21 protein-coding genes and 1 tRNA gene are annotated in these 18676 nt (G+C 41.2%); 8 read left to right on the top strand and 14 right to left on the bottom strand.

The window, feature by feature from the left end; genetic code table 11:
- Nucleotides 1-9: 9 nt before the first annotated feature.
- From atpE to Q0017_RS08200, 4 genes are all read right to left on the bottom strand, one after another.
- On the bottom strand, nt 10-255 hold the full coding sequence (gene atpE / locus Q0017_RS08215; protein WP_104989258.1) for a F0F1 ATP synthase subunit C: 246 nt from the start codon (nt 253-255) through the stop codon (nt 10-12).
- 80 nt (nt 256-335) lie between these two features.
- Entirely contained in the window at nt 336-1211 is an 876-nt protein-coding gene (gene atpB, locus Q0017_RS08210) for a F0F1 ATP synthase subunit A (RefSeq protein WP_298145200.1), read from the bottom strand.
- A 112-nt stretch (nt 1212-1323) separates the two neighbouring features.
- A complete protein-coding gene (locus Q0017_RS08205) occupies nt 1324-1716 on the bottom strand; it encodes an ATP synthase subunit I (RefSeq protein WP_298145197.1) in 393 nt (130 codons plus the stop codon).
- Nucleotides 1717-1888: 172 nt separating this feature from the next.
- Complete coding sequence (locus Q0017_RS08200) at nt 1889-2728, bottom strand: zinc ABC transporter substrate-binding protein (RefSeq protein ID WP_298145194.1); 840 nt, start codon at nt 2726-2728, stop codon at nt 1889-1891.
- Between the two features lie 139 nt (nt 2729-2867).
- Here Q0017_RS08200 and Q0017_RS08195 point away from each other — a divergent pair, with 139 nt between their 5' ends.
- The 3 genes from Q0017_RS08195 to znuB are packed head-to-tail and all read left to right on the top strand — an operon-like array spanning nt 2868 to nt 4927.
- Nucleotides 2868-3362: a transcriptional repressor gene (locus tag Q0017_RS08195; protein ID WP_298145191.1), complete on the top strand. Its 495-nt coding sequence runs from the start codon at nt 2868-2870 to the stop codon at nt 3360-3362.
- Nucleotides 3338-4123, top strand: a complete 786-nt coding sequence (gene znuC / locus Q0017_RS08190) for a zinc ABC transporter ATP-binding protein ZnuC (RefSeq protein ID WP_298145188.1) — start codon at nt 3338-3340, stop codon at nt 4121-4123. The genes Q0017_RS08195 and znuC overlap by 25 nt, the downstream gene beginning before the upstream one ends.
- A gap of 3 nt (nt 4124-4126) precedes the next feature.
- On the top strand, nt 4127-4927 hold the full coding sequence (znuB, locus tag Q0017_RS08185) for a zinc ABC transporter permease subunit ZnuB (RefSeq protein ID WP_298145185.1): 801 nt from the start codon (nt 4127-4129) through the stop codon (nt 4925-4927).
- A gap of 277 nt (nt 4928-5204) precedes the next feature.
- Here the strand turns inward: znuB and Q0017_RS08180 are convergent, their stop codons facing one another.
- On the bottom strand, nt 5205-5825 hold the full coding sequence (locus tag Q0017_RS08180) for a LysE family transporter (RefSeq protein ID WP_298145183.1): 621 nt from the start codon (nt 5823-5825) through the stop codon (nt 5205-5207).
- 160 nt (nt 5826-5985) lie between these two features.
- Here Q0017_RS08180 and Q0017_RS08175 point away from each other — a divergent pair, with 160 nt between their 5' ends.
- Nucleotides 5986-6909, top strand: a complete 924-nt coding sequence (locus Q0017_RS08175; RefSeq protein ID WP_298145181.1) for a Dyp-type peroxidase — start codon at nt 5986-5988, stop codon at nt 6907-6909.
- 30 nt (nt 6910-6939) lie between these two features.
- Here Q0017_RS08175 and Q0017_RS08170 read toward each other — a convergent pair whose 3' ends face one another.
- Nucleotides 6940-8634 carry an NAD-dependent malic enzyme gene (locus Q0017_RS08170; protein WP_298145178.1) on the bottom strand — a complete coding sequence of 565 codons (1695 nt, stop codon included), beginning with the start codon at nt 8632-8634 and terminating at the stop codon, nt 6940-6942.
- A gap of 447 nt (nt 8635-9081) precedes the next feature.
- Between Q0017_RS08170 and argS the strand changes: the two genes are divergently transcribed.
- Together argS and Q0017_RS08160 are read left to right on the top strand one after the other, a co-directional pair.
- Complete coding sequence (gene argS / locus Q0017_RS08165; protein ID WP_298145175.1) at nt 9082-10872, top strand: arginine--tRNA ligase; 1791 nt, start codon at nt 9082-9084, stop codon at nt 10870-10872.
- A 162-nt stretch (nt 10873-11034) separates the two neighbouring features.
- Entirely contained in the window at nt 11035-11649 is a 615-nt protein-coding gene (locus Q0017_RS08160; RefSeq protein ID WP_298145172.1) for an SPOR domain-containing protein, read from the top strand.
- Between the two features lie 28 nt (nt 11650-11677).
- Here Q0017_RS08160 and Q0017_RS08155 read toward each other — a convergent pair whose 3' ends face one another.
- The 4 genes from Q0017_RS08155 to Q0017_RS08140 form a co-directional block, all read right to left on the bottom strand.
- Nucleotides 11678-12334, bottom strand: a complete 657-nt coding sequence (locus tag Q0017_RS08155; protein WP_298145169.1) for a glutathione S-transferase family protein — start codon at nt 12332-12334, stop codon at nt 11678-11680.
- Between the two features lie 105 nt (nt 12335-12439).
- Entirely contained in the window at nt 12440-13387 is a 948-nt protein-coding gene (locus Q0017_RS08150) for a pirin family protein (RefSeq protein WP_298145166.1), read from the bottom strand.
- 240 nt (nt 13388-13627) lie between these two features.
- A complete protein-coding gene (gene guaA / locus Q0017_RS08145) occupies nt 13628-15196 on the bottom strand; it encodes a glutamine-hydrolyzing GMP synthase (RefSeq protein ID WP_298145163.1) in 1569 nt (522 codons plus the stop codon).
- A 151-nt stretch (nt 15197-15347) separates the two neighbouring features.
- Complete coding sequence (locus tag Q0017_RS08140; RefSeq protein ID WP_298145160.1) at nt 15348-15710, bottom strand: NirD/YgiW/YdeI family stress tolerance protein; 363 nt, start codon at nt 15708-15710, stop codon at nt 15348-15350.
- 197 nt (nt 15711-15907) lie between these two features.
- Here Q0017_RS08140 and Q0017_RS08135 point away from each other — a divergent pair, with 197 nt between their 5' ends.
- On the top strand, nt 15908-16546 hold the full coding sequence (locus Q0017_RS08135; protein WP_298145158.1) for a DedA family protein: 639 nt from the start codon (nt 15908-15910) through the stop codon (nt 16544-16546).
- Here the strand turns inward: Q0017_RS08135 and Q0017_RS08130 are convergent.
- From Q0017_RS08130 to Q0017_RS08115, 4 genes are all read right to left on the bottom strand, one after another.
- Entirely contained in the window at nt 16543-17133 is a 591-nt protein-coding gene (locus Q0017_RS08130; protein WP_298145155.1) for a threonine transporter RhtB, read from the bottom strand. The two genes, Q0017_RS08135 and Q0017_RS08130, sit on opposite strands and share 4 nt — an antisense overlap.
- Nucleotides 17134-17188: 55 nt before the next feature.
- Nucleotides 17189-17578 carry a hypothetical protein gene (locus tag Q0017_RS08125; protein ID WP_298145151.1) on the bottom strand — a complete coding sequence of 130 codons (390 nt, stop codon included), beginning with the start codon at nt 17576-17578 and terminating at the stop codon, nt 17189-17191.
- Between the two features lie 126 nt (nt 17579-17704).
- Complete coding sequence (locus tag Q0017_RS08120; RefSeq protein ID WP_298145148.1) at nt 17705-18094, bottom strand: SirB2 family protein; 390 nt, start codon at nt 18092-18094, stop codon at nt 17705-17707.
- 8 nt (nt 18095-18102) lie between these two features.
- The gene (locus Q0017_RS08115; protein ID WP_297426881.1) at nt 18103-18411 is read right to left on the bottom strand and encodes a BolA family transcriptional regulator; all 309 of its coding nucleotides are present in this window, start codon (nt 18409-18411) and stop codon (nt 18103-18105) included.
- 191 nt (nt 18412-18602) lie between these two features.
- Here Q0017_RS08115 and Q0017_RS08110 point away from each other — a divergent pair.
- Nucleotides 18603-18675 (top strand) — tRNA-Gly (locus tag Q0017_RS08110).
- The last annotated feature ends 1 nt before the right edge of the window (nt 18676 follow it).

Genomic DNA, 18676 nt, shown 5'->3' with positions numbered 1-18676 from the left:
TTAAGCTGATTAACCTACAAATGGATTAGCGAATAGGATAAATAAGCCAATACCAACACTGATCATTGGGATCGCATCAAGAAGACCCGCTACAATGAACATACGCGTTTGAAGTTGTGGAGCAAGTTCAGGCTGGCGAGAAACAGCTTCTAGGAAACGACCACCTAATAGTGCGAAACCAATACCAGTACCTAATGCAGCAAAAGAAATTAAGATTGCGACTGCAATAGCAGACAAACCAAGTACTAATTCCATGAAAAAATCCTCAAATGTTAGGTTAAATCAAAACTAATAATCATCTAACCATTAACGAACAATTAGATAAAAAAATACGATTAATGTTTTTCACTTGCCATACTTAAGTACACGATGGTCAACATCATAAATACGAAAGCTTGCAGTGTAATTACAAGAATATGGAAAATTGCCCAAGGTACAGACAATGCCCATTGGATCCAGAACGGTAATAATGCAATCAGGATGAAGATTAACTCACCTGCATACATGTTACCAAACAGTCGTAGAGCCAATGAAACTGGACGCGCTAGGAAAGTCGCTAACTCTAAAACTAAATTTACTGGAACTAGTAAAATTTTAAATACAATATTATTTGAACTAAACGGGTTGAATGCAAATTCGCCTGCAAAACCACCTAAACCTTTCGCACGAATACCGTAGAAGAAGATCAAAGCAAAAACAGACAACGACATACCTAAAGTCACGTTGATATCTGTTGTTGGAACAATCTTAAAGTAAACGTGATGCGGGTCCATGCCAAATACGTGTGCACCAATCAATTGAGCTGTATACGGGATAAAGTCAATTGGGATTAAGTCCATTGCGTTCATGAGGAAAATCCACACGAAAATGGTCAATGCAAGCGGTGCGATTAAACGCGATTTGCCATGAAAAGTGTCGCGAACATTCGAGTCAACAAACTCGATAATCATTTCAATTGCAGACTGGAACTTGGTAGGAATACCAGCGTTTGCAGCTTTCGCCACAACCCAGAACAGAAAACAGAAAATCATACCAAGGCCAATTGACCAACCCATTGAATCCAAATGAATAGCAGTGAACCCCATCTGTTGAGCTTCTTCAGCAGTTTCAGCTAACTTCCAAGAACCGTCTGGCATTTTGCCATACGTCATGTTAGTCAAGTGATGCTTGATATACTCGGTCGAAGTAAGGGCATGTTCTTCAGCAGCCATAAATCACACCTGGTCAATGTCAAATACTAATATAGAGATAAGCGAACATCGCGTGCTGCTTGATATCTCGCTCAACTCCAAAAAACTTTTCAATTTTTGCTTGTGCTGATACTCATCGTTTTAGACGTGACACACAAAAAGGTGCGACCCACGACATGGCTTGAACGAGAATAAAACCACAGAACAATGCCCCCGCTGACAACGGTTCGACATTACTCAAAATCAAAACGAATCCTACGATCACAATCGCAAACTTACCCATTAAGCCCCTAAACATGTTCACATAAACCTGTTGCGAAGCTCTAGCACCTGCGACACGAAACGACTGCCACGTAAAGTAGCAGCTTGCTAGCCAACAAACCAATGCACCAAGTGCAGCGCTGATGGCAGCTGTCGTATCCTTCACTGCCCAAGCCAAAAGACCTGAGACTGGAATCATTAATGCTTGTAGGAAGACCAAAGCTTTCGCTAATCGTCGGTCAATCAAGCGACTAGTTCGGCTCATTTATTTATCCACTCACAGCATAAATGCTTGACAAGTTTAACTGATGATCGTTTTTTATCGCAGGCATTATAGAGTTAGCCCCCTCAACATGCAATCGTTTAACGACCTTAGTCGCGTTTTTTTGTCGCTTTGTAACCTGCTTGTAATATTACAAAAATGATTAATTTTTGAGTTAATTTCGCGCACTTAGTAAACAGTTTTGGGTTTTATCTGCTAAACGCTGCCAAGCTTGAATAAAATCTTGCTCATGCGCCATGCTTTCATCGACTTCGGCAAAAACAATGTGACCCAGCTTTTGGTACTGACTCTTGCTGGCATGACCTTCAGCCAATAAACACATTTGACGGTATGGACGGTTGTCATTGAGATATTTAATTTGTGCAGCTGTTGCTCCCACATGCGGATCATCGGTTAAAGCACCAGCAAATTTTAGATTTAAGGGGCGCTCTAAGTATTGATAAGCATCGTGATATGCCCAATAGCTTTTATTGTTACTACTACGGCTATATTTTTGAGCTGTGATTAACATGTTTTGTGCAAACTGTTTAGCATTGTCCCAATACAACTCGCGCTTCTCAGGCATTTGCTGCGAACGTAATGCAGCAATAAAAAATCCAATACGTACAGCATTATTAGGGTCAAGCCACACATGGGTATCAACACTGTTTTTAACTGCCGCTCCACGCGTATTGCGTAATGGCAAGGTTTGTAAAATTCCTGAATCGAGTAAAGCCACTGCTTTTTTATCTTGACCTAGTAATTTTTCCAACGGCGCTTCATGTGCTTGACCCAACCACATCACTAAACCGGCATCTTGAATAAGCTTACGGTGCTTTGGCGTTAAGCTGACATCATGTCCTGTTTGATCGGCCAACAATAAGGTCGGTGTTTCAACCCCTTTGGTGATTTCCTTGGCAATCAAGTAAATAGGTTGTGTAGAAACCACAAAACCTTGTGACCACGCTAAATTTGTGAACAAAGCCAGTGACAGAAATGCAATTAAACGGGACATGAGGAGAGATCGCTAGATTTTTAACTGCTGTTATAATATAACAATAGAACAAAAATACCTATGCGTAATCGAAAGTCTAGGCGCTTCGTGCTAAAATTTAATGTCCACTTTTCTTGACTCTCCGAACTGAGGTTTGCGCATGAGCTTATGTTCGCATGAACACCATAATGTTTTGCACGGCGTCCACGATCATCACAATGTGGCAGCGCGTTTAGCAGAAGCAGAAAGTCTCTGTGCTACAACGGGCGCGCGTTTAACCCCCTTACGTAAAGAAGTTTTAGAACTGATTTTAAATGCTACAGGCCCTATGGGTGCCTATGATTTATTGGCCAAAATTAAAGGTCAATCAGATCGCCCTGCAGCGCCGCCTACCGTGTATCGGACTTTAGACTTTTTATTAGAAAAAGGTTTAATTCATCGCTTAACCTCTATTAATGCTTATATTCCTTGTTGCCACCCACGTGAGGGACACCAAGCTGCATTTTTAATTTGCACCGAATGTAAAATCGTCAAAGAGGCTTCTGCACAAACCTTGTTACAACAACTTAAAACTTTGTCCGATGATGATGGCTTTACTCCACATCACAGCATTATTGAAATTTCAGGTATTTGCCAACAGTGTCAAACGCTATGAATTCACCTTTAATTGAGTTACGTGACATTGGCGTGCGTATTGATCAACGCGATATTTTAAAAAATGTTGATTTTAGTTTGCATCAGCAAGAGATCGTGACCTTAATTGGCCCGAATGGCGCAGGTAAATCGACCTTAATTAAAGTCTTACTTGGGATTGTCAAAGCGCAAAGCGGTCAAGTTCTAACTCAAAAAAAATTAAAGTTCTCTTATGTGCCACAAAAATTTAATCCCTCACATAGTTTGCCGCTACGTGTGAGTGATTTATTGGCACTTGAAAAATGCGATGCCAGCATTAAAGCCGAAGTGATTCGCGACACTGGCATTGCCAAACTGGATCAATTAAAAGTTCAGCAACTCTCAGGTGGTGAACGGCAACGTGTGTTAATTGCCCGTGCCTTATTGCGTCAGCCCGATATTTTAGTGCTTGATGAACCCATGCAAGGCTTAGACATTCAATCTGAAGCTGAACTTTATACCTATGTCAGTAGCTTACCGGCAAAATATGGCTGTGCAGTGTTGATGGTGTCGCATGATTTACAATGGGTTATGCAAGGCACCCATCGCGTGGTGTGTCTAAATAAGCATATTTGTTGCAGTGGCTCACCTGCCAATGTACAGCAGCACCCAGAATACCAAGCGATCTTTGGTAGTAATCGGGTGTTTTACCAACATCATCACGATCATTGTGCGCATGGCGATACGGCAACGCCGTGTCAGCATGACCCACGCCCGCATCTTCACCCAGAACCGGAAGTTTAATACATGATGGATTGGTTACAGCTGCTGCTGCCGGCATGGATCATGGGAACCTTATTGGTGTTTTTAACCGCACCATTAGGCTGTTTAATGCTGTGGCGCCGTATGTCGTTTTTTGCTGACACCATGGCACATGGCACTTTATTAGGTGTTGCAATTGCAGGTGCTTTAAGTTTACCGCTTTGGTTTGGGGTCGGTTTTATTGCCCTACTCTTGGTGGGCATTCTTTGGGTATTGCACGACCCACGCCTACCTAATGATGCTTTATTGGCACTGTGCTCTGCTACCTTACTCTGTTCAGGTTTGCTGTTTATTCAACATATTCCAAGTTTAAGACCTGAATTATTAAGCTATTTATTTGGTGATTTGCTGCAAATTGCATGGTCAGACTTACCTGTGTTTGCTTTGGTGATTGCCACTGCCTTAGTGATTCTTTATAAATATTGGCATGCACAAATCCAAGTCGCGATTGACCCTGACATTGCCATCAGTGAAGGTATTAACGCCAAATGGCAACGTTTAGTCTTTATGTTGCTGTTGGCATTGTTTACCGTATTGGCACTTAAAGCTGTTGGTTCATTACTCATGGGCGCTTTATTGGTGATTCCAGCGTTGACCGCACGCTTATTGGCACATTCTCCTAAACAGATGCTGATCTGGGCATTTGTGGTGGCACAACTTGGCGTGAGTGTGGGTTTATGGTCAAGTGCTGGTTTAAATATCTCGAGCGGTTTAAGTATTGTTATGACCATGTCTTTGCTATTTGTTGTGATCTTTGGTCTACAAAAACTCCGTAAAACAGCTTAAAAGCACTCCCCTGCCCTGCTATATCCCACCAAAAAGTCACCTGAAAAGTGCATTTAACGACTCACTTACACTGTTGTAAGTCAATACTTACAACAGTTGTGGCGTATGGGGCATATCAGTTACCTATTGAGTGGCTTATTCTTATTACATAGGAACAGGAAGTTCCAAAACATAAAACAATAATAATAAGTTTTTGCATCAGGAACGTGAGGTACGACAGGAGTTATACCTAAAATACCGCATACAGAACAGCTCGACAGGATGTCGGGCTGTTCTTTTATTGATGTACCAAACTTAGTAACAAAGCTGCACCAGCAAATAAGGTTGCAAAGCTACGGTTCATAATTTTTTGCTGTCGAGGTGAACGTAACAAACGTAGCACTTTAGCCGCTAAACCTGTGTAACCTGCCATCACCATCAAATCAATCGTAATCATAGTCAATGCCATAATTAAATATTGCGGCAACTGTGGACGAGATAAATCTAAAAACTGCGGGAGTACCGCCAATAAAAAAACAATAGCTTTAGGGTTACTCATATTGACCAAAAAGCCGCTCAACACCAATCTAGCCGCAGATTTTGTGGGCTGTTCTTGCTGAATATGAATACTTTGCACCGGTGCACGCCATTGTAGATAAGCCAAATACAATAAATAGCCCACGCCAAACCATTTAATGGCTAAAAATGCCCATGGACTAGTGGCAAATAACACCCCTGCCCCTGCTGCCACAATGCCAATTTGCACCAACAAGGCTAGTTGTAAACCTAAAGCATTCCAATAGCCCAACCGAAAGCCATAATTGAGTCCGCTTGACATAGAAGCAATTGCACCTGCACCCGGCGACACACTAATGATCCAACATGCCACCATAAAGCCTAGCCAAAGTTGATAAGACATCACGCATACTCAAAACACAATCAAAGGCTATTATAGAATGTTTAGGCTAATCTAGCAGAGGCAAAGCTGCCTTAAATTTTAACGCTCCCCTATGCAGTACAGAGTGGCTCGGGCACAATAGTCCGCAGCCAAATAGCAAAAATATATTAAGGAGCTAAGAATGACCGCTCAATCTGTCATTTTGCCATTACCTTCTGACCATGCACGTTTTATTGTGCTACGCCTAAAAGACTTAACAGTTGAACAACTCAAACAACAACTTGAAGCCTTATTCAGTACGCGCGACCGTTTAATCACCCAACATCCGCATGCTCAAATCAAAACAGCGGTGGCTTTTGGTCCAGAACTTTGGCAGCAGCTCTATAGCCAAAGTCCTCAAGGCTTTAAACAACTTGAAGCCATTCATGGCTCCTTTGACATGCCCGTACACCCAGCCGATGTGTTGATTCATATTGCCGCGCAGCGTACCGACATTTGCTTTGCCTTAAGCCAAGCCTTTTTTGAGGGCATTCAAGATCAAGTTGAAGTATTAGATGAGCGCGTTTGCTTCCGTAATTTTGATGGTCGTGACTTAACCGGCTTTATTGATGGTACTGAAAACCCACAATTTCCTGACGACCGTGCAGAAACGGCGCTTTTAGCTGAAGATGCCGGTGTATTTGCTGATGGTTCATTTGTGTTTGCACAGCGTTATGCACACAATTTGGATAAATGGAAAAAACTCAAAGTTGATGCTCAAGAACAAGTCATTGGTCGTACTAAATTAGAAAGTATTGAATTGCCTGATGACGTTAAACCGAACAATGCACATACCGCACGTGCCATTGTAGAAGATGAAACAGGCGAAGAACTGGCAATTTTGCGTCACTCTTTGCCATATGGTGATGGTCGTGGTGATCAAGGTTTATTCTTTATTGCCTATACCCGTGACCTTACGATTATTGACCATATGCTATTGCAAATGTTTGGTACTAGTGGTGATGGTATTCATGACCGTTTACTGCATTTTGTGACCCCTATGGATGGCGCTTATTATTTTGCCCCAAGCCAAGAGTTACTTGAACAGGTACTCGAAAACGTATAAAAAAAAAGGCGCTTAAAGCGCCTTTTTTATTTAAAACGTCACACGCTTATAAGGGCGATACTGTGGCGTCCAGAAGTTATTTTCAATCGCTGCTGTTAAAGCTTCATCACTCATTAAAGGTGCAACACCATCTGCCATGGCTGCTTGTGCCACTTTAAAGGCAATGAAACGAGAAACCTGCTGAATTTGATCAAGTTCTGGTAACAAATCAGCACTAATGTCCTGTAGCTTTGGTGAACACTCTGCCAAAGCAATACTTGATGCCATGAGCATAGCGTGAGTAACACGGCGTGCACCGACCGCAATGACCCCTAAACCAATACCGGGGAAAATATAAGAGTTGTTACACTGCGAGATATTGTAAATTTTGCCTTGATAATTCACCGGTGCAAATGGACTTCCGGTAGCAATTAAAGCACGACCTTCTGTCCATGCAATCACATCACTTGGTGATGCTTCTACCCGTGAGGTTGGATTAGACAGTGGCAATACAATAGGATGCTCACAGTGGCTTGCCATGGTCTTAATAATTTCTTCAGTAAATAAACCCGGCTGACCCGACACCCCAATGAGTACTGTCGGTTTGGCATGTTGCACCACATCAAGTAATGAAATCATGTCTGCGCTATTGGTCCAATCTTGAACCTGTACAGCATCTTGGGCTAAAGGACGCTGAAAATCGACCAAGTTAGGCTGATTATTGGTAATTAAACCAAAACGATCCACCATAAAAATACGAGCGCGTGCTTCTAGATCACTTAAACCTTCAGCCACCATTTGCGCCACAATTTGTTCAGCAATACCACAACCTGCTGAGCCTGCACCTAAAAATGCCACCACTTGATCTTTAAGTTGCTTACCTGCGGCACGACTTGCCGCAATTAAACTCCCCACAACCACGGCTGCTGTGCCTTGAATATCATCGTTAAAACAGCAAATTTGATCGCGATATTTATTCAACAATGGCATGGCATTCTTTTGCGCAAAGTCTTCAAACTGAATCAGTGCATCCGGCCAACGACGTTGAATCGCGGCAATCACTTCATCCACAAAGTCATAGTATTCATCACCACTAATACGCGGTTGTGCCAAGCCCATATAAATAGGGTCATTGAGTAACTGTGGATTATTGGTCCCTACATCTAGGGTAATAGGTAAGGTATACGCTGGGCTAATGCCACCACACGCGGTATATAAAGACAATTTTCCAATTGGAATGCCCATGCCGCCAATGCCTTGGTCGCCCAAACCTAAAATACGCTCACCATCAGTAATCACAATCACTTTGACATTTTTTTTGGTGACGTTATGCAAAATCTCGTCAATATGACCACGGTCAGCATGAGAAATAAAGACACCACGATGACGACGATAAATATCTGAAAAACGCTGACATGCCTCACCCACCGTTGGGGTATAAATAATCGGCATCATTTCACTTAAATGATTTTCGATTAAGTGATAAAACAAGGTTTCGTTGGTGTCTTGAATATTACGTAAATAGATATGACGGTTAATGTCGTCATGAAAAGCACAATATTGCTGATAAGAGCGTTGGCTTTGCTCTTCGATCGTTTCAATTGCATGTGGAATTAAGCCATGCAAATTAAAATGACTACGCTCTTCAGCACTAAATGCTGAACCTTTGTTTAGCAAGGGTAATTCAAGCAAATTATTGCCTGCATAAGGGAGATACAAAGGTTTATTAAAATCGTCTACGGTCATGCCTAAGCTCGTTGTTTTCACTACAATGATGGACGTGCAACCATTGCACTTTGACTATCCTGTGGTTTGAGCTTAACCCTATTTTGCAATAATTGTATATTTAGTAAATTGATAACCATTTCAAACTAATTTTTGTAGATAATAGTGCTATAAAAGTGCGCTTTTCCTGCAAGTTTATTATTTTAGCTGTCTATAAAATGGCTCAAAAGCACTGTAGTCACTCATATCAAGAGCCAATGCGTTTTTTAGCTTTAGATATACTGTATTTTTTATAAATGAAATATATCGCATTTTTTAAATGTCCGTTTTGCGGTTCATCAATTAAAAACACTGCATTTTTTTAAAAAAAATATCGTACATTATTTATTCACAACAAATGCCTTCACCTAAACAGTGCGAAATTTGCTATATTTGCCGTTTTTCTGCGACATTTATTTTCGACTGAATATGAACACGGCAATCCAAGCAGCGCTCGATCATGCAGTGCAAACCCTTCAAGCTGAAGGTGTACTCCCATCCGACTTTAATAATAACGGTAACTTAACGCGTACTAAAGACCGCACTCACGGTGATTTTGCGTCTAATATCGCCATGATCGCGTCGAAAGCTGCGGGTATGAAGCCTCGAGATTTAGCGGAAAAGATTTTAGCAGCACTCCCTGAAGTGGCTGATATCAGTAAAGCTGAAATCGCAGGTCCGGGATTTATTAACTTCTTCTTAAATGCCGACCAACGTTTTGCTGTGCTTGATGCCATTCAAGCTCAAGCTGCACAATACGGTCGTACTCAAGTGAATGCACAAAAACGCATTCAAGTTGAGTTTGTATCTGCTAACCCAACCTCGAGCCTACACGTAGGTCATGGTCGTGGTGCAGCATACGGCATGACAGTGGCTAACTTGTTAGAAGCAACAGGTGCAAGCGTTGACCGTGAATATTATGTCAATGATGCTGGTCGTCAAATGGATATTTTAGCCACTTCAACTTATCTACGTTATTTAGAGTTAACAGGTCAAGAACTTGTTTTCCCTAAAAATGCGTATCAAGGCGACTATGTAAAACACATCGCACAAAGCATTATTGACCAAGATGGTGATGCTTATGTTCGTCCTGTAGCAGATGTGTATAAAGACGTTCCTGAAGATGTGCAATATGCTGAAGCTTTAGATGCAGATGGCAACAAAGTGGTGCTATCAGGTGATAAAGAAAAACACATTGATGGTTTAATCTTTAACTCACAAAACTTAATTGGCGAAGGTTACCGTGTTTTCCATCAAGCCGCGTTAAAAGCCATTCTTGATGACATTAAAGATGACCTAGGCGAATTTGGTGTTACTTTTAATCAATGGTTTAGCGAAGCATCTTTAACCACGAAAATTGAAGAAGCATTACAAACACTTGATCAACGTGGTTTCCTTTACGAAAAAGATGGCAACATTTGGTTTAAATCAACTGAATTTGGTGATGAGAAGGACCGCGTTGTGAAACGTCGTAACGGTCAAACCACTTACTTTGCCTCTGACATTGCCTACCATTTAAATAAATTACAACGTGGCTATACAGACATCGTAGATATTTGGGGTTCTGACCACCATGGTTATATTGCACGTGTTAAAGCTGCAATTGATGCGATGGGTTATGACTCGAAAAAATTGACTGTGCTTTTAGTACAGTTTGTCAGCCTTTGGCGTGGTGGCGAGATGGTTCAAATGTCATCTCGTTCAGGTCAGTTTGTAACCTTACGTGATCTTCGTAAAGAAGTCGGTAACGACGCTGCACGTTTTTACTACGTGATGCGTAAATCTGAACAACACATTGACTTTGACTTAGACTTAGCAGTTTCACAAAGCAAAGACAATGCGGTGTACTACATCCAATATGCGCATGCGCGTATTTGCCGTATGTTAGAAAAAGCAGTCACATTAAATGTAAACTTTGATGCGACTACTGCACGTGATTTAGCAGCTAAACTTGAATTAGATGCTGAAACTGAAATTCTAGCCAAACTGGCAGCGTATCCTGAAATTGTGGTACGTGCGGCAAATAGCTACGAACCACACCAAGTGGGTAACTACTTAAAAGAATTGGCGGCGTTATTCCACGGTTGGTATAACGAAAACAAAGTTTTAGGTGATGATGCCGAGCTGACTCAAGCACGTTTGTTGCTGTCTGTAAATGTACAGCAAATACTACGTAATGGTTTGGAGTTAATGGGCGTATCTGCACCACAAAGCATGTAATAGAGTTTGCCTACACCTTTTGTGCAGGCAAATTTTAAAGTTTTACATCACGATGTAAACGATTGTTATGACATCGTGAAATCAAGGGCTTAAGGTTTGACTTTAAGCCCTTGAATCGTTACAAGTGGTTATCAACTCGATCTGTTTAAAAAGGAAATCTACGTGTTTGGAAAAACGCAACGCGGTGTATCTGAACGACCAAATAAGCAAAAAAAACCACTCATTCCAACATGGTTATGGATGTTAGTGGTCATTTTAATTTTGCTGTGTTTTGCTGTCGCATTGATGTTGTGGAAACCGTGGTCACCTGTACAGACCAAACCTCAAGTGACTACCGAATATAATCAAGAAGACACCAACAAAGATTATCGTTTTTATGAACTGTTGCCGCAGCAACAAGTCACACCCATTCCGGATCAAGCTGTGCCTGAAACTCAAAGCAGCAGCAAGGTTGTGATTGTAGAGGCACCAGAAGCACCTGCATCTGAAGCAACTGCATCTGAAGCAACTGCCAATCAAGCTGGTTTAATCAGCGCTGAAGAAGCTAAAAACAATTATATTTTACAAGTGCGTAGCTATAATGACCCAGATCAGGCTGATACGCGCCGTGCTGAAATTATCTTAAATGGTTTATCGGCTGATATTTTAGAAATTCAAGAAAATGGCGAAACTTGGTATCGGGTCATTTCAGGACCTTATGATTCTCAAGATGCTGCAATTCATGCACAGCAGACTTTACAAGATAGCGGCATCGACTCTATTGTCGTTAAACGCTAAAATTCAAGCGACCTCAAGGTCGCTTTTTTTATTTATCTTGTTGTAAAGCTAAATCTTTGGCATAAGCACGTTGATAGGCAGCTCGGCTTTCAATACGTTGTACATACGCTTGAATATTGCCATATTGAGCGCCAAAACGCGTTGCTACGGCTTGTAAGCCAAAGCTCATTTGAATATCAGCAAAAGAAAACTCTCCAGCAAAATAAGCCTGTTGGGTTAAATAATCTTCTAAATACTCCAAATGCTCTTTTAAACGTGCGCTAAATAAATTGTGCTTGACCCCTATAAGCATTTTATCTGCAGTGTGCTGTAAAATTTTTGGTAGCTTTTTGGGTGCTTCATTCATTGCAAAAGTCATCAGTAGCAAGGGCATAAGTGAGCCTTCTGCATAATGTATCCAATAGCGATAGGCCAATGCTTGTGTTGGCTGTTGCGGCTTAAATTGACCTTGTACATCATAATATTGTTGTAGATATTCTAAAATTGCAGCAGATTCAGCAATTGTATATTCACCATCTGTGAGTATGGGTGCTTTACCTAAAGGATGGATATTTTTAAGTTGGGCAGGTGCGGCAAAATGACTAAGGCGTTGATAAAATTTGACCTCGTAATCAAGTTTTAATTCTTCTAAAGCCCATAAAATCCGTAGTGAGCGTGATTTTTCTAGATGGTGTAAGCAGATCATCTAAGCATTCCCGTTATGGTTTTAATTTAACTATAACGAGCTTTGCTTTAGAAAATCTGCCTAAGTTACACAAAGGCTATGAGATCTCGCATAGCCTTAACAGTATTATTTACTGGCACGCATACGTTCAGGTAATACAGGCGCTTCTAGGCGTGGTCCTTCATAGGCCGGAATGCTGCCAAAACGTGAATGACCTTCAACCCATTGTTGACGTGCCTCAGCAAGTTCTTCTTGGGTACGACCAACAAAGTTCCACCACAACAAAATCGGCGATTCAAACGGTACACCACCTAACAACAACACGCGACTGTTGGCAGCTAAATCAAGTTTAAGCTCAGTTAATCCTGGTTCAACAAATAAGAAGTTATCATCATTAAGTTCATGCCCATGAATACTTGCTTCGCCCTCTAACACCATAAATCCGTACTCAAAGCGTGGATTAAGATTTAAGGTGGTACTTGTGGCTGCTTTTGTTGTTAAATCTACGCCTAACAATTCGCTGTGGACTTTTACAGGTGATGTGGTGTTTACAAAATCCCCCACCAATACCGTAAATTCAATGCCATCTTTTGTGACAACAGGTAATTCAGGGTAATGATCAAAACGTGGTGCGATATTGCGTTTATCATCGGGCAAGGCAATCCACAATTGGGCTGCGTGCATTTGGGTTTCATTGTCTGGCGCCACTTCGGTATGTGAAATACCATAACCTGCGGTCATCAAATTGACTTGTTTTGGACGAATCAGTTGCTTAGAGCCCAAACTGTCGTCATGCAACATGGTGCCATCAATCATCCAAGTAAAGGTTTGTAAACCAATATGCGGGTGTGGCCCTACATCTAAACCTTCACCTTGTGGGAAGTGTACTGGACCTGCATGGTCTAAGAAACACCATGCACCAATCATACGTTTTTCGCGACTGGGTAAAGCGCGTTTAATAATAGTGCCCTGCCCAATTTCAGCACGGCGTAAAGTAAAGGTTTGGATAAATTGGTTTACATATTTTGCGCAATCATCAGAATGCGAAACTTCGGTATAGCTGTTATTGGTCATGACACATCCTAGGTGTTGCTGTGGTTAGATTCTAATTCCTGTAAGGCTGCGAAGCCATATATGATTTGATACGCTAAATCCTATGGTTAGGACAAGCCTATTTGTATTTAGTAACAAAAAAGAGCGCCGAAGCGCTCTTTTTATTGGATATTAAAGATATTCATCTGAAAGCCCTCACTGCCGCGAGCATAGCTCTTGGCGTAATTTAGGCAAGAAACGCTGTTTCTTGAAAGCCCTAAATTACTCCCATTCAATTGTTGCAGGTGGTTTACTTGATACGTCATACACCACGCGAGAAACGTCAGCAATTTCGTTCATGATACGAGTCGAAATCTTGTCGACTAAATCGTATGGAAGGTGTGCGAAACGTGCAGTCATAAAGTCTACAGTTTCAACGGCACGAAGTGCGATGACCCATGCATAACGACGACCATCACCTACTACACCAACCGATTTCACTGGTTGGAATACAGCGAATGCTTGAGCAGTTTTATCATACCAACCGCTTGCACGAAGTTCTTGCATGAAAATGTCATCTGCTAGACGAAGAATGTCAGCATATTCTTTTTTCACTTCACCTAAAATACGAACACCTAGACCCGGACCTGGGAATGGGTGACGGTAAAGCATTTCAAATGGAAGACCTAAAGTTGTACCTAAACGGCGCACTTCATCTTTGAACAAGTCACGGATTGGTTCAACCAATTCAAACGCTAAATCTTCTGGTAAACCACCCACGTTGTGGTGTGATTTAATCACGTGCGCTTTACCATTTTTAGTTGCAGCAGATTCGATCACGTCTGGGTAAATCGTACCTTGAGCAAGGAAGTTTACGCCATCAAGCTTACGTGCTTCTTCAGCAAATACTTCGATGAACTCACGACCAATGATCTTACGTTTTTTCTCAGGATCAACTTCGCCTTTAAGCGCAGTTAAGAAACGCTCTTCAGCGTCAGCACGGATCACGCGGATCCCCATGTTTTTGGCAAACATGTCCATCACTTGCTCGCCTTCGTTCAAACGTAATAAACCGTTATCTACGAATACACAAGTCAACTGATCGCCAATTGCACGGTGTAAAAGTGCAGCCACAACAGATGAATCTACACCACCTGAAAGACCTAATAATACTTTTTGATCACCAATTTGTTTACGCAATTGTTCAACACGTAAATCGATGATGTTTTCTGAGTTCCACAGCGCACGACAGCCACAAATCTTGTGAACGAAGTTAGACAATAACTCAGCACCTTTTGCAGTGTGTGTTACTTCTGGGTGGAACTGAATACCATAGAAACGACGCGCTTCATCAGACACCATCGCAAATGGGCAGCTTGGCGTGCTTGCAGTCACTTGGAAGCCTGTCGGAATGGCAGTCACTTTATCGCCATGACTCATCCATACTTTGAGCTTGTCAGCAGAATCTTCAAGATCACCAATCAGTTGGTCACGTACTTGAATATCAACTTCTGCATAACCAAATTCATGCACATCACCTGGCTCAACTTTACCGCCAAGCTGATGCGACATGGTTTGCAAACCGTAGCAAATACCAAGAACAGGAACACCAAGCTCAAACACAACTTGCGGTGCGCGTGGGCTACCATCAACGTAAACGCTTTCAGGGCCACCTGAAAGAATAATACCGTTTGGATTAAAAGCACGAATGTCTTCTTCAGACATATCAAACGCATACATTTCTGAATAAACGCCAGCTTCACGTACACGACGTGCGATAAGCTGACTATATTGAGAACCGAAGTCCAAAATCAGGATACGATCTTCAGTAATTTGGGTATTGGTAGTCATGGCAAACAACTATGCAGGCAACGAATATAAGCGCGCTATTCTATCATTTTTCCAACGATTAGACACACTATTCAGATTAGGTGAAAAACTAAACTAGACATTTTTATCTAGTTTAGGCATAGATTTTAGAGCAAATTGAATTTTTTGCTGCTTATTTCAGCCGCTCAATTTTAATCACTTCAATATCGGTGGGTTTAGAGCGGTGCGTGTCCACTTCTCCCATCACTTTAATACGGTCACCTGCTTTTAGCTGCATCGGTTGCCATAAGTCATCATCTATATCCAATATAATGCTGCCTGTGGCATCTTTAAACTCAAAGTCATCGCCTGCCACATGACGTACGATACTGCCAGTTAAGCTCACACCAACTTCATCTTGTAAGGTTTTGGCTTGAGCAACAGTAACTGAGTTTTTAGCCGCTTCTTTGAGCAAAGTTTGGTCAGCTTTTGCCAATACCACTGAGCTAGCACCAAGTGCGATTGCCATTGTTAGTGCTGTCATTATTTTTTTCATGCTTACCTCTATTGTTTGTATTTTGGTGATTTTATTTTAAAAGTTGCTTCTTTTAGCATTGTAATTTTTCGTGGTATTTAGGCATCAATTGAGGGTGTTATTTAAAAGTGAAAGTAAAAGAAAATTATTAGTTTTAACTGCTGACTTTCAGCTTTTAGACTGTTAGCATTTGCCCAAACTTTCGCTTGTTGCTGCCCATGGAACTGCTCGATTTTATTTTACATGTCGATGATCATTTGCTCGAATTCATCACCAATTATGGGGTATGGATTTACGGCATTTTATTCTTAATTATTTTTGTCGAAACAGGTTTGGTGGTCATGCCATTTTTACCGGGCGACAGTTTATTGTTTGCAGCAGGTGCTTTGGCGGCATCTACAGGTGCTATGGACCCTTGGGTGCTAATTCCATTACTGTTTGTGGCAGCCGTGTTGGGCGATACTTTAAATTACCATGTTGGTAAATATATTGGTCCACGTGTCTTTGAAATTGAATCACGTTTTATTAACAAAAAGCACTTATTTGCTACGCAGAAATTTTTTGACAAACATGGTGGTAAAACCATTATTTTTGCGCGTTTTGTACCTTTTGCACGTACCTTTGCACCCTTTGTAGCAGGTGCTGGTAGCATGAATTATAAGTATTTTTTAACCTACAACGTGGTTGGTGCTGCCATTTGGATTAGCTCGTTTGTGATTTTAGGCTATGTCTTTGGTAACTTACCGATTGTCAAAGATAACTTCACGTACTTAATTTTTGGCATCATTATTTTAAGTATTTTACCTGGAGTTATTGAGGTTATCCGCCAAAAATTCTTTAAGAAAAATGTAGCTTAAAGTAAGCCAATTAAAACAGGCAACACACACACAACAAGCAATACCGCCGATCCTTTATATAAACGATCGGCATTTTTTTGGCTATTTTCAGGATTAAGCAATGCTCGTCCAAAACACATCCAAAAAAAAGCAGTAGGAATTAAAATAATGCTAAAAAAAGCAAATACACGTAGTGCAATAGACGGATGCTCCCATGTTTGCATGGGGAAAATACCGGCGGCAAAGAGTAATGCTTTGGGATTTTTTAAGGTGGCAAAAAATAACTGATACAACTTAATCGCACGGTGAGTTTGGCTATGTTTTTCTAAATGTTTGGCTTGCCATAAATAAAATGCCCATATCAGGGTATATAGGCTACTTCCAATATGTGCGATCAAACTAATTTTGGGCCAGATTGGCTGCATTAAATGAATAAATAAAGCCCACAAGCTAATGGCATAAGCATAACCTAACAGCTGAATAGGCACATACAAACTGGTTTTGGCAATGCCTTGCTGATGCGCAGAACTGGCCAATAACGCATTGGTTGGCCCCGGAATCATCAGCACAGCAAATACTGCAACAAGAAAAAACCAATTCTCTAGCATGCTTTATCCTTAAAATGATCTAGAGCATTCAAGTCCTTATGAATGCCAAACTACATTATTTTTGTGGTTGACGAATCAACAATGGGCAATGTTTAAATTTTGCTGCTTGAGCAATCGCTTCTTGCTGACCTAATAAACGTGCCTCTTCTGTGCGTTTGGTATTACTAGATTGCCCCATATTGACTGATACATTAGGTGCTAAACCCCAACCGCCACGGCTGCCCCAACCACCACCCAAACCAATACCCACGCCCATACCCGTACGTTTAGGTGTTTCTACGCCGTTGGCAATATACTCACCAATGCGCTTATATTCACTTTGCAATTGCGAGCAGGTCAGTGCTTGATATTGGGTAGGCGAAACATAAATTGGTTTTACCGCAGAAGAACATGCACCAAGCCCGATTGTCGTCAGCACTAGCATGCCAAGTGTTAATTTTTTCATACCCATCTCAAGATAGAAACTCGTTTAAGCTATTGAACAATGATTCGCCAATTGCCGTCAATTGGGTTTATTTTTTTGACCAAGCTTTTGCTTAATCTGCTGTTCATATCCAAAACCATAAAGCCTTTAAAATACAGGCTTAATAATAACCAAACCAATTAACGATAACAGCGCCAATACCGCAATCATCATGCCGGCGCGGCGTTGGGTTAATAACAGTTGATTGTCTTGTTTAAAAGCCTTACTTAAAGAAGATAGCATGACAAAAAACAGCACTACTTTGGCATAAAACCATGGCTCAACCGCAAAATCCTTTAAATACAAAGCTACTAAACCGGTGATCACAACAAAAGTGACCGAAAAATGCTGTAAGCCGACCAACAATTTACGTGCTACAGGATTAGGCTGTTCGCCCTGTACACCAACCAATAAAGTTGCAGCACGTGCAAACACCACCAAAATCAGTAGGCTTGCCAGACTCATATGTACAATTTTAATGATTAATTGAGTATCCATACATCACCTTAAGTTTTGGGTGCATGAGCACATTCAGGGCTTGAGGTATCTTGACCTTGCCACTCATCTGCCACAAAAGCGTGAATCGCTAAAGCATGGATATTCCCAGGACTGAGTAAATCTCCCACTGCTGCATAAATTTTTTGATGACGCTGTACTAAACGTAAACTTGCAAATACATCACTAACAATCACAACTTTAAAATGTGATTCTTTGCCTGGATAATAGCCACCGTGTCCTGAGGATTCATTCACGACTTGTAAATAGCTAGGTTGCAGCGTGTTTAAGCGCTCACGTAATTGCTGTTCTAACATGATGTAAACCTTTATTTAAATTCAATTTAAGTATAGCGTGCTTCGCTAAAAAGCTATAGTGACGGGTTTTTTAAGCCTATTTAAGTCAAAAATTTAAAAAAATCGGCCAAATTGCTTTAATTTTATGCAATCAAACTGATCAATCATAAAAAGTAGTTGACCTAAATTTTTCCTTCTGTATTATACGTAGCCATGCGGGAATAGCTCAGTTGGTAGAGCATAACCTTGCCAAGGTTGGGGTCGGGAGTTCGAGTCTCCTTTCCCGCTC

The sequence above is a fragment of the uncultured Acinetobacter sp. genome (genome assembly GCF_947624825.1).
Lineage (GTDB): Bacteria > Pseudomonadota > Gammaproteobacteria > Pseudomonadales > Moraxellaceae > Acinetobacter.
Note: the sequence above shows the minus strand (reverse complement) of the source record. Positions and strands in the feature narration are given on the sequence as shown.

Bases quoted from the DNA above. Each gene is read 5' to 3' on its own strand.
- atpE (WP_104989258.1), bottom strand. From the start codon at position 255: ATGGAATTAGTACTTGGTTTGTCTGCTATTGCAGTCGCAATCTTAATT.
- atpB (WP_298145200.1), bottom strand. From the start codon at position 1,211: ATGGCTGCTGAAGAACATGCCCTTACTTCGACCGAGTATATCAAGCAT.
- Q0017_RS08205 (WP_298145197.1), bottom strand. From the start codon at position 1,716: ATGAGCCGAACTAGTCGCTTGATTGACCGACGATTAGCGAAAGCTTTG.
- Q0017_RS08200 (WP_298145194.1), bottom strand. From the start codon at position 2,728: ATGTCCCGTTTAATTGCATTTCTGTCACTGGCTTTGTTCACAAATTTA.
- Q0017_RS08195 (WP_298145191.1), top strand. From the start codon at position 2,868: ATGAGCTTATGTTCGCATGAACACCATAATGTTTTGCACGGCGTCCAC.
- znuB (WP_298145185.1), top strand. From the start codon at position 4,127: ATGATGGATTGGTTACAGCTGCTGCTGCCGGCATGGATCATGGGAACC.
- Q0017_RS08180 (WP_298145183.1), bottom strand. From the start codon at position 5,825: ATGTCTTATCAACTTTGGCTAGGCTTTATGGTGGCATGTTGGATCATT.
- Q0017_RS08175 (WP_298145181.1), top strand. From the start codon at position 5,986: ATGACCGCTCAATCTGTCATTTTGCCATTACCTTCTGACCATGCACGT.
- Q0017_RS08170 (WP_298145178.1), bottom strand. From the start codon at position 8,634: ATGACCGTAGACGATTTTAATAAACCTTTGTATCTCCCTTATGCAGGC.
- argS (WP_298145175.1), top strand. From the start codon at position 9,082: ATGAACACGGCAATCCAAGCAGCGCTCGATCATGCAGTGCAAACCCTT.
- Q0017_RS08155 (WP_298145169.1), bottom strand. From the start codon at position 12,334: ATGATCTGCTTACACCATCTAGAAAAATCACGCTCACTACGGATTTTA.
- Q0017_RS08150 (WP_298145166.1), bottom strand. From the start codon at position 13,387: ATGACCAATAACAGCTATACCGAAGTTTCGCATTCTGATGATTGCGCA.
- guaA (WP_298145163.1), bottom strand. From the start codon at position 15,196: ATGACTACCAATACCCAAATTACTGAAGATCGTATCCTGATTTTGGAC.
- Q0017_RS08140 (WP_298145160.1), bottom strand. From the start codon at position 15,710: ATGAAAAAAATAATGACAGCACTAACAATGGCAATCGCACTTGGTGCT.
- Q0017_RS08135 (WP_298145158.1), top strand. From the start codon at position 15,908: ATGGAACTGCTCGATTTTATTTTACATGTCGATGATCATTTGCTCGAA.
- Q0017_RS08130 (WP_298145155.1), bottom strand. From the start codon at position 17,133: ATGCTAGAGAATTGGTTTTTTCTTGTTGCAGTATTTGCTGTGCTGATG.
- Q0017_RS08125 (WP_298145151.1), bottom strand. From the start codon at position 17,578: ATGAAAAAATTAACACTTGGCATGCTAGTGCTGACGACAATCGGGCTT.
- Q0017_RS08120 (WP_298145148.1), bottom strand. From the start codon at position 18,094: ATGGATACTCAATTAATCATTAAAATTGTACATATGAGTCTGGCAAGC.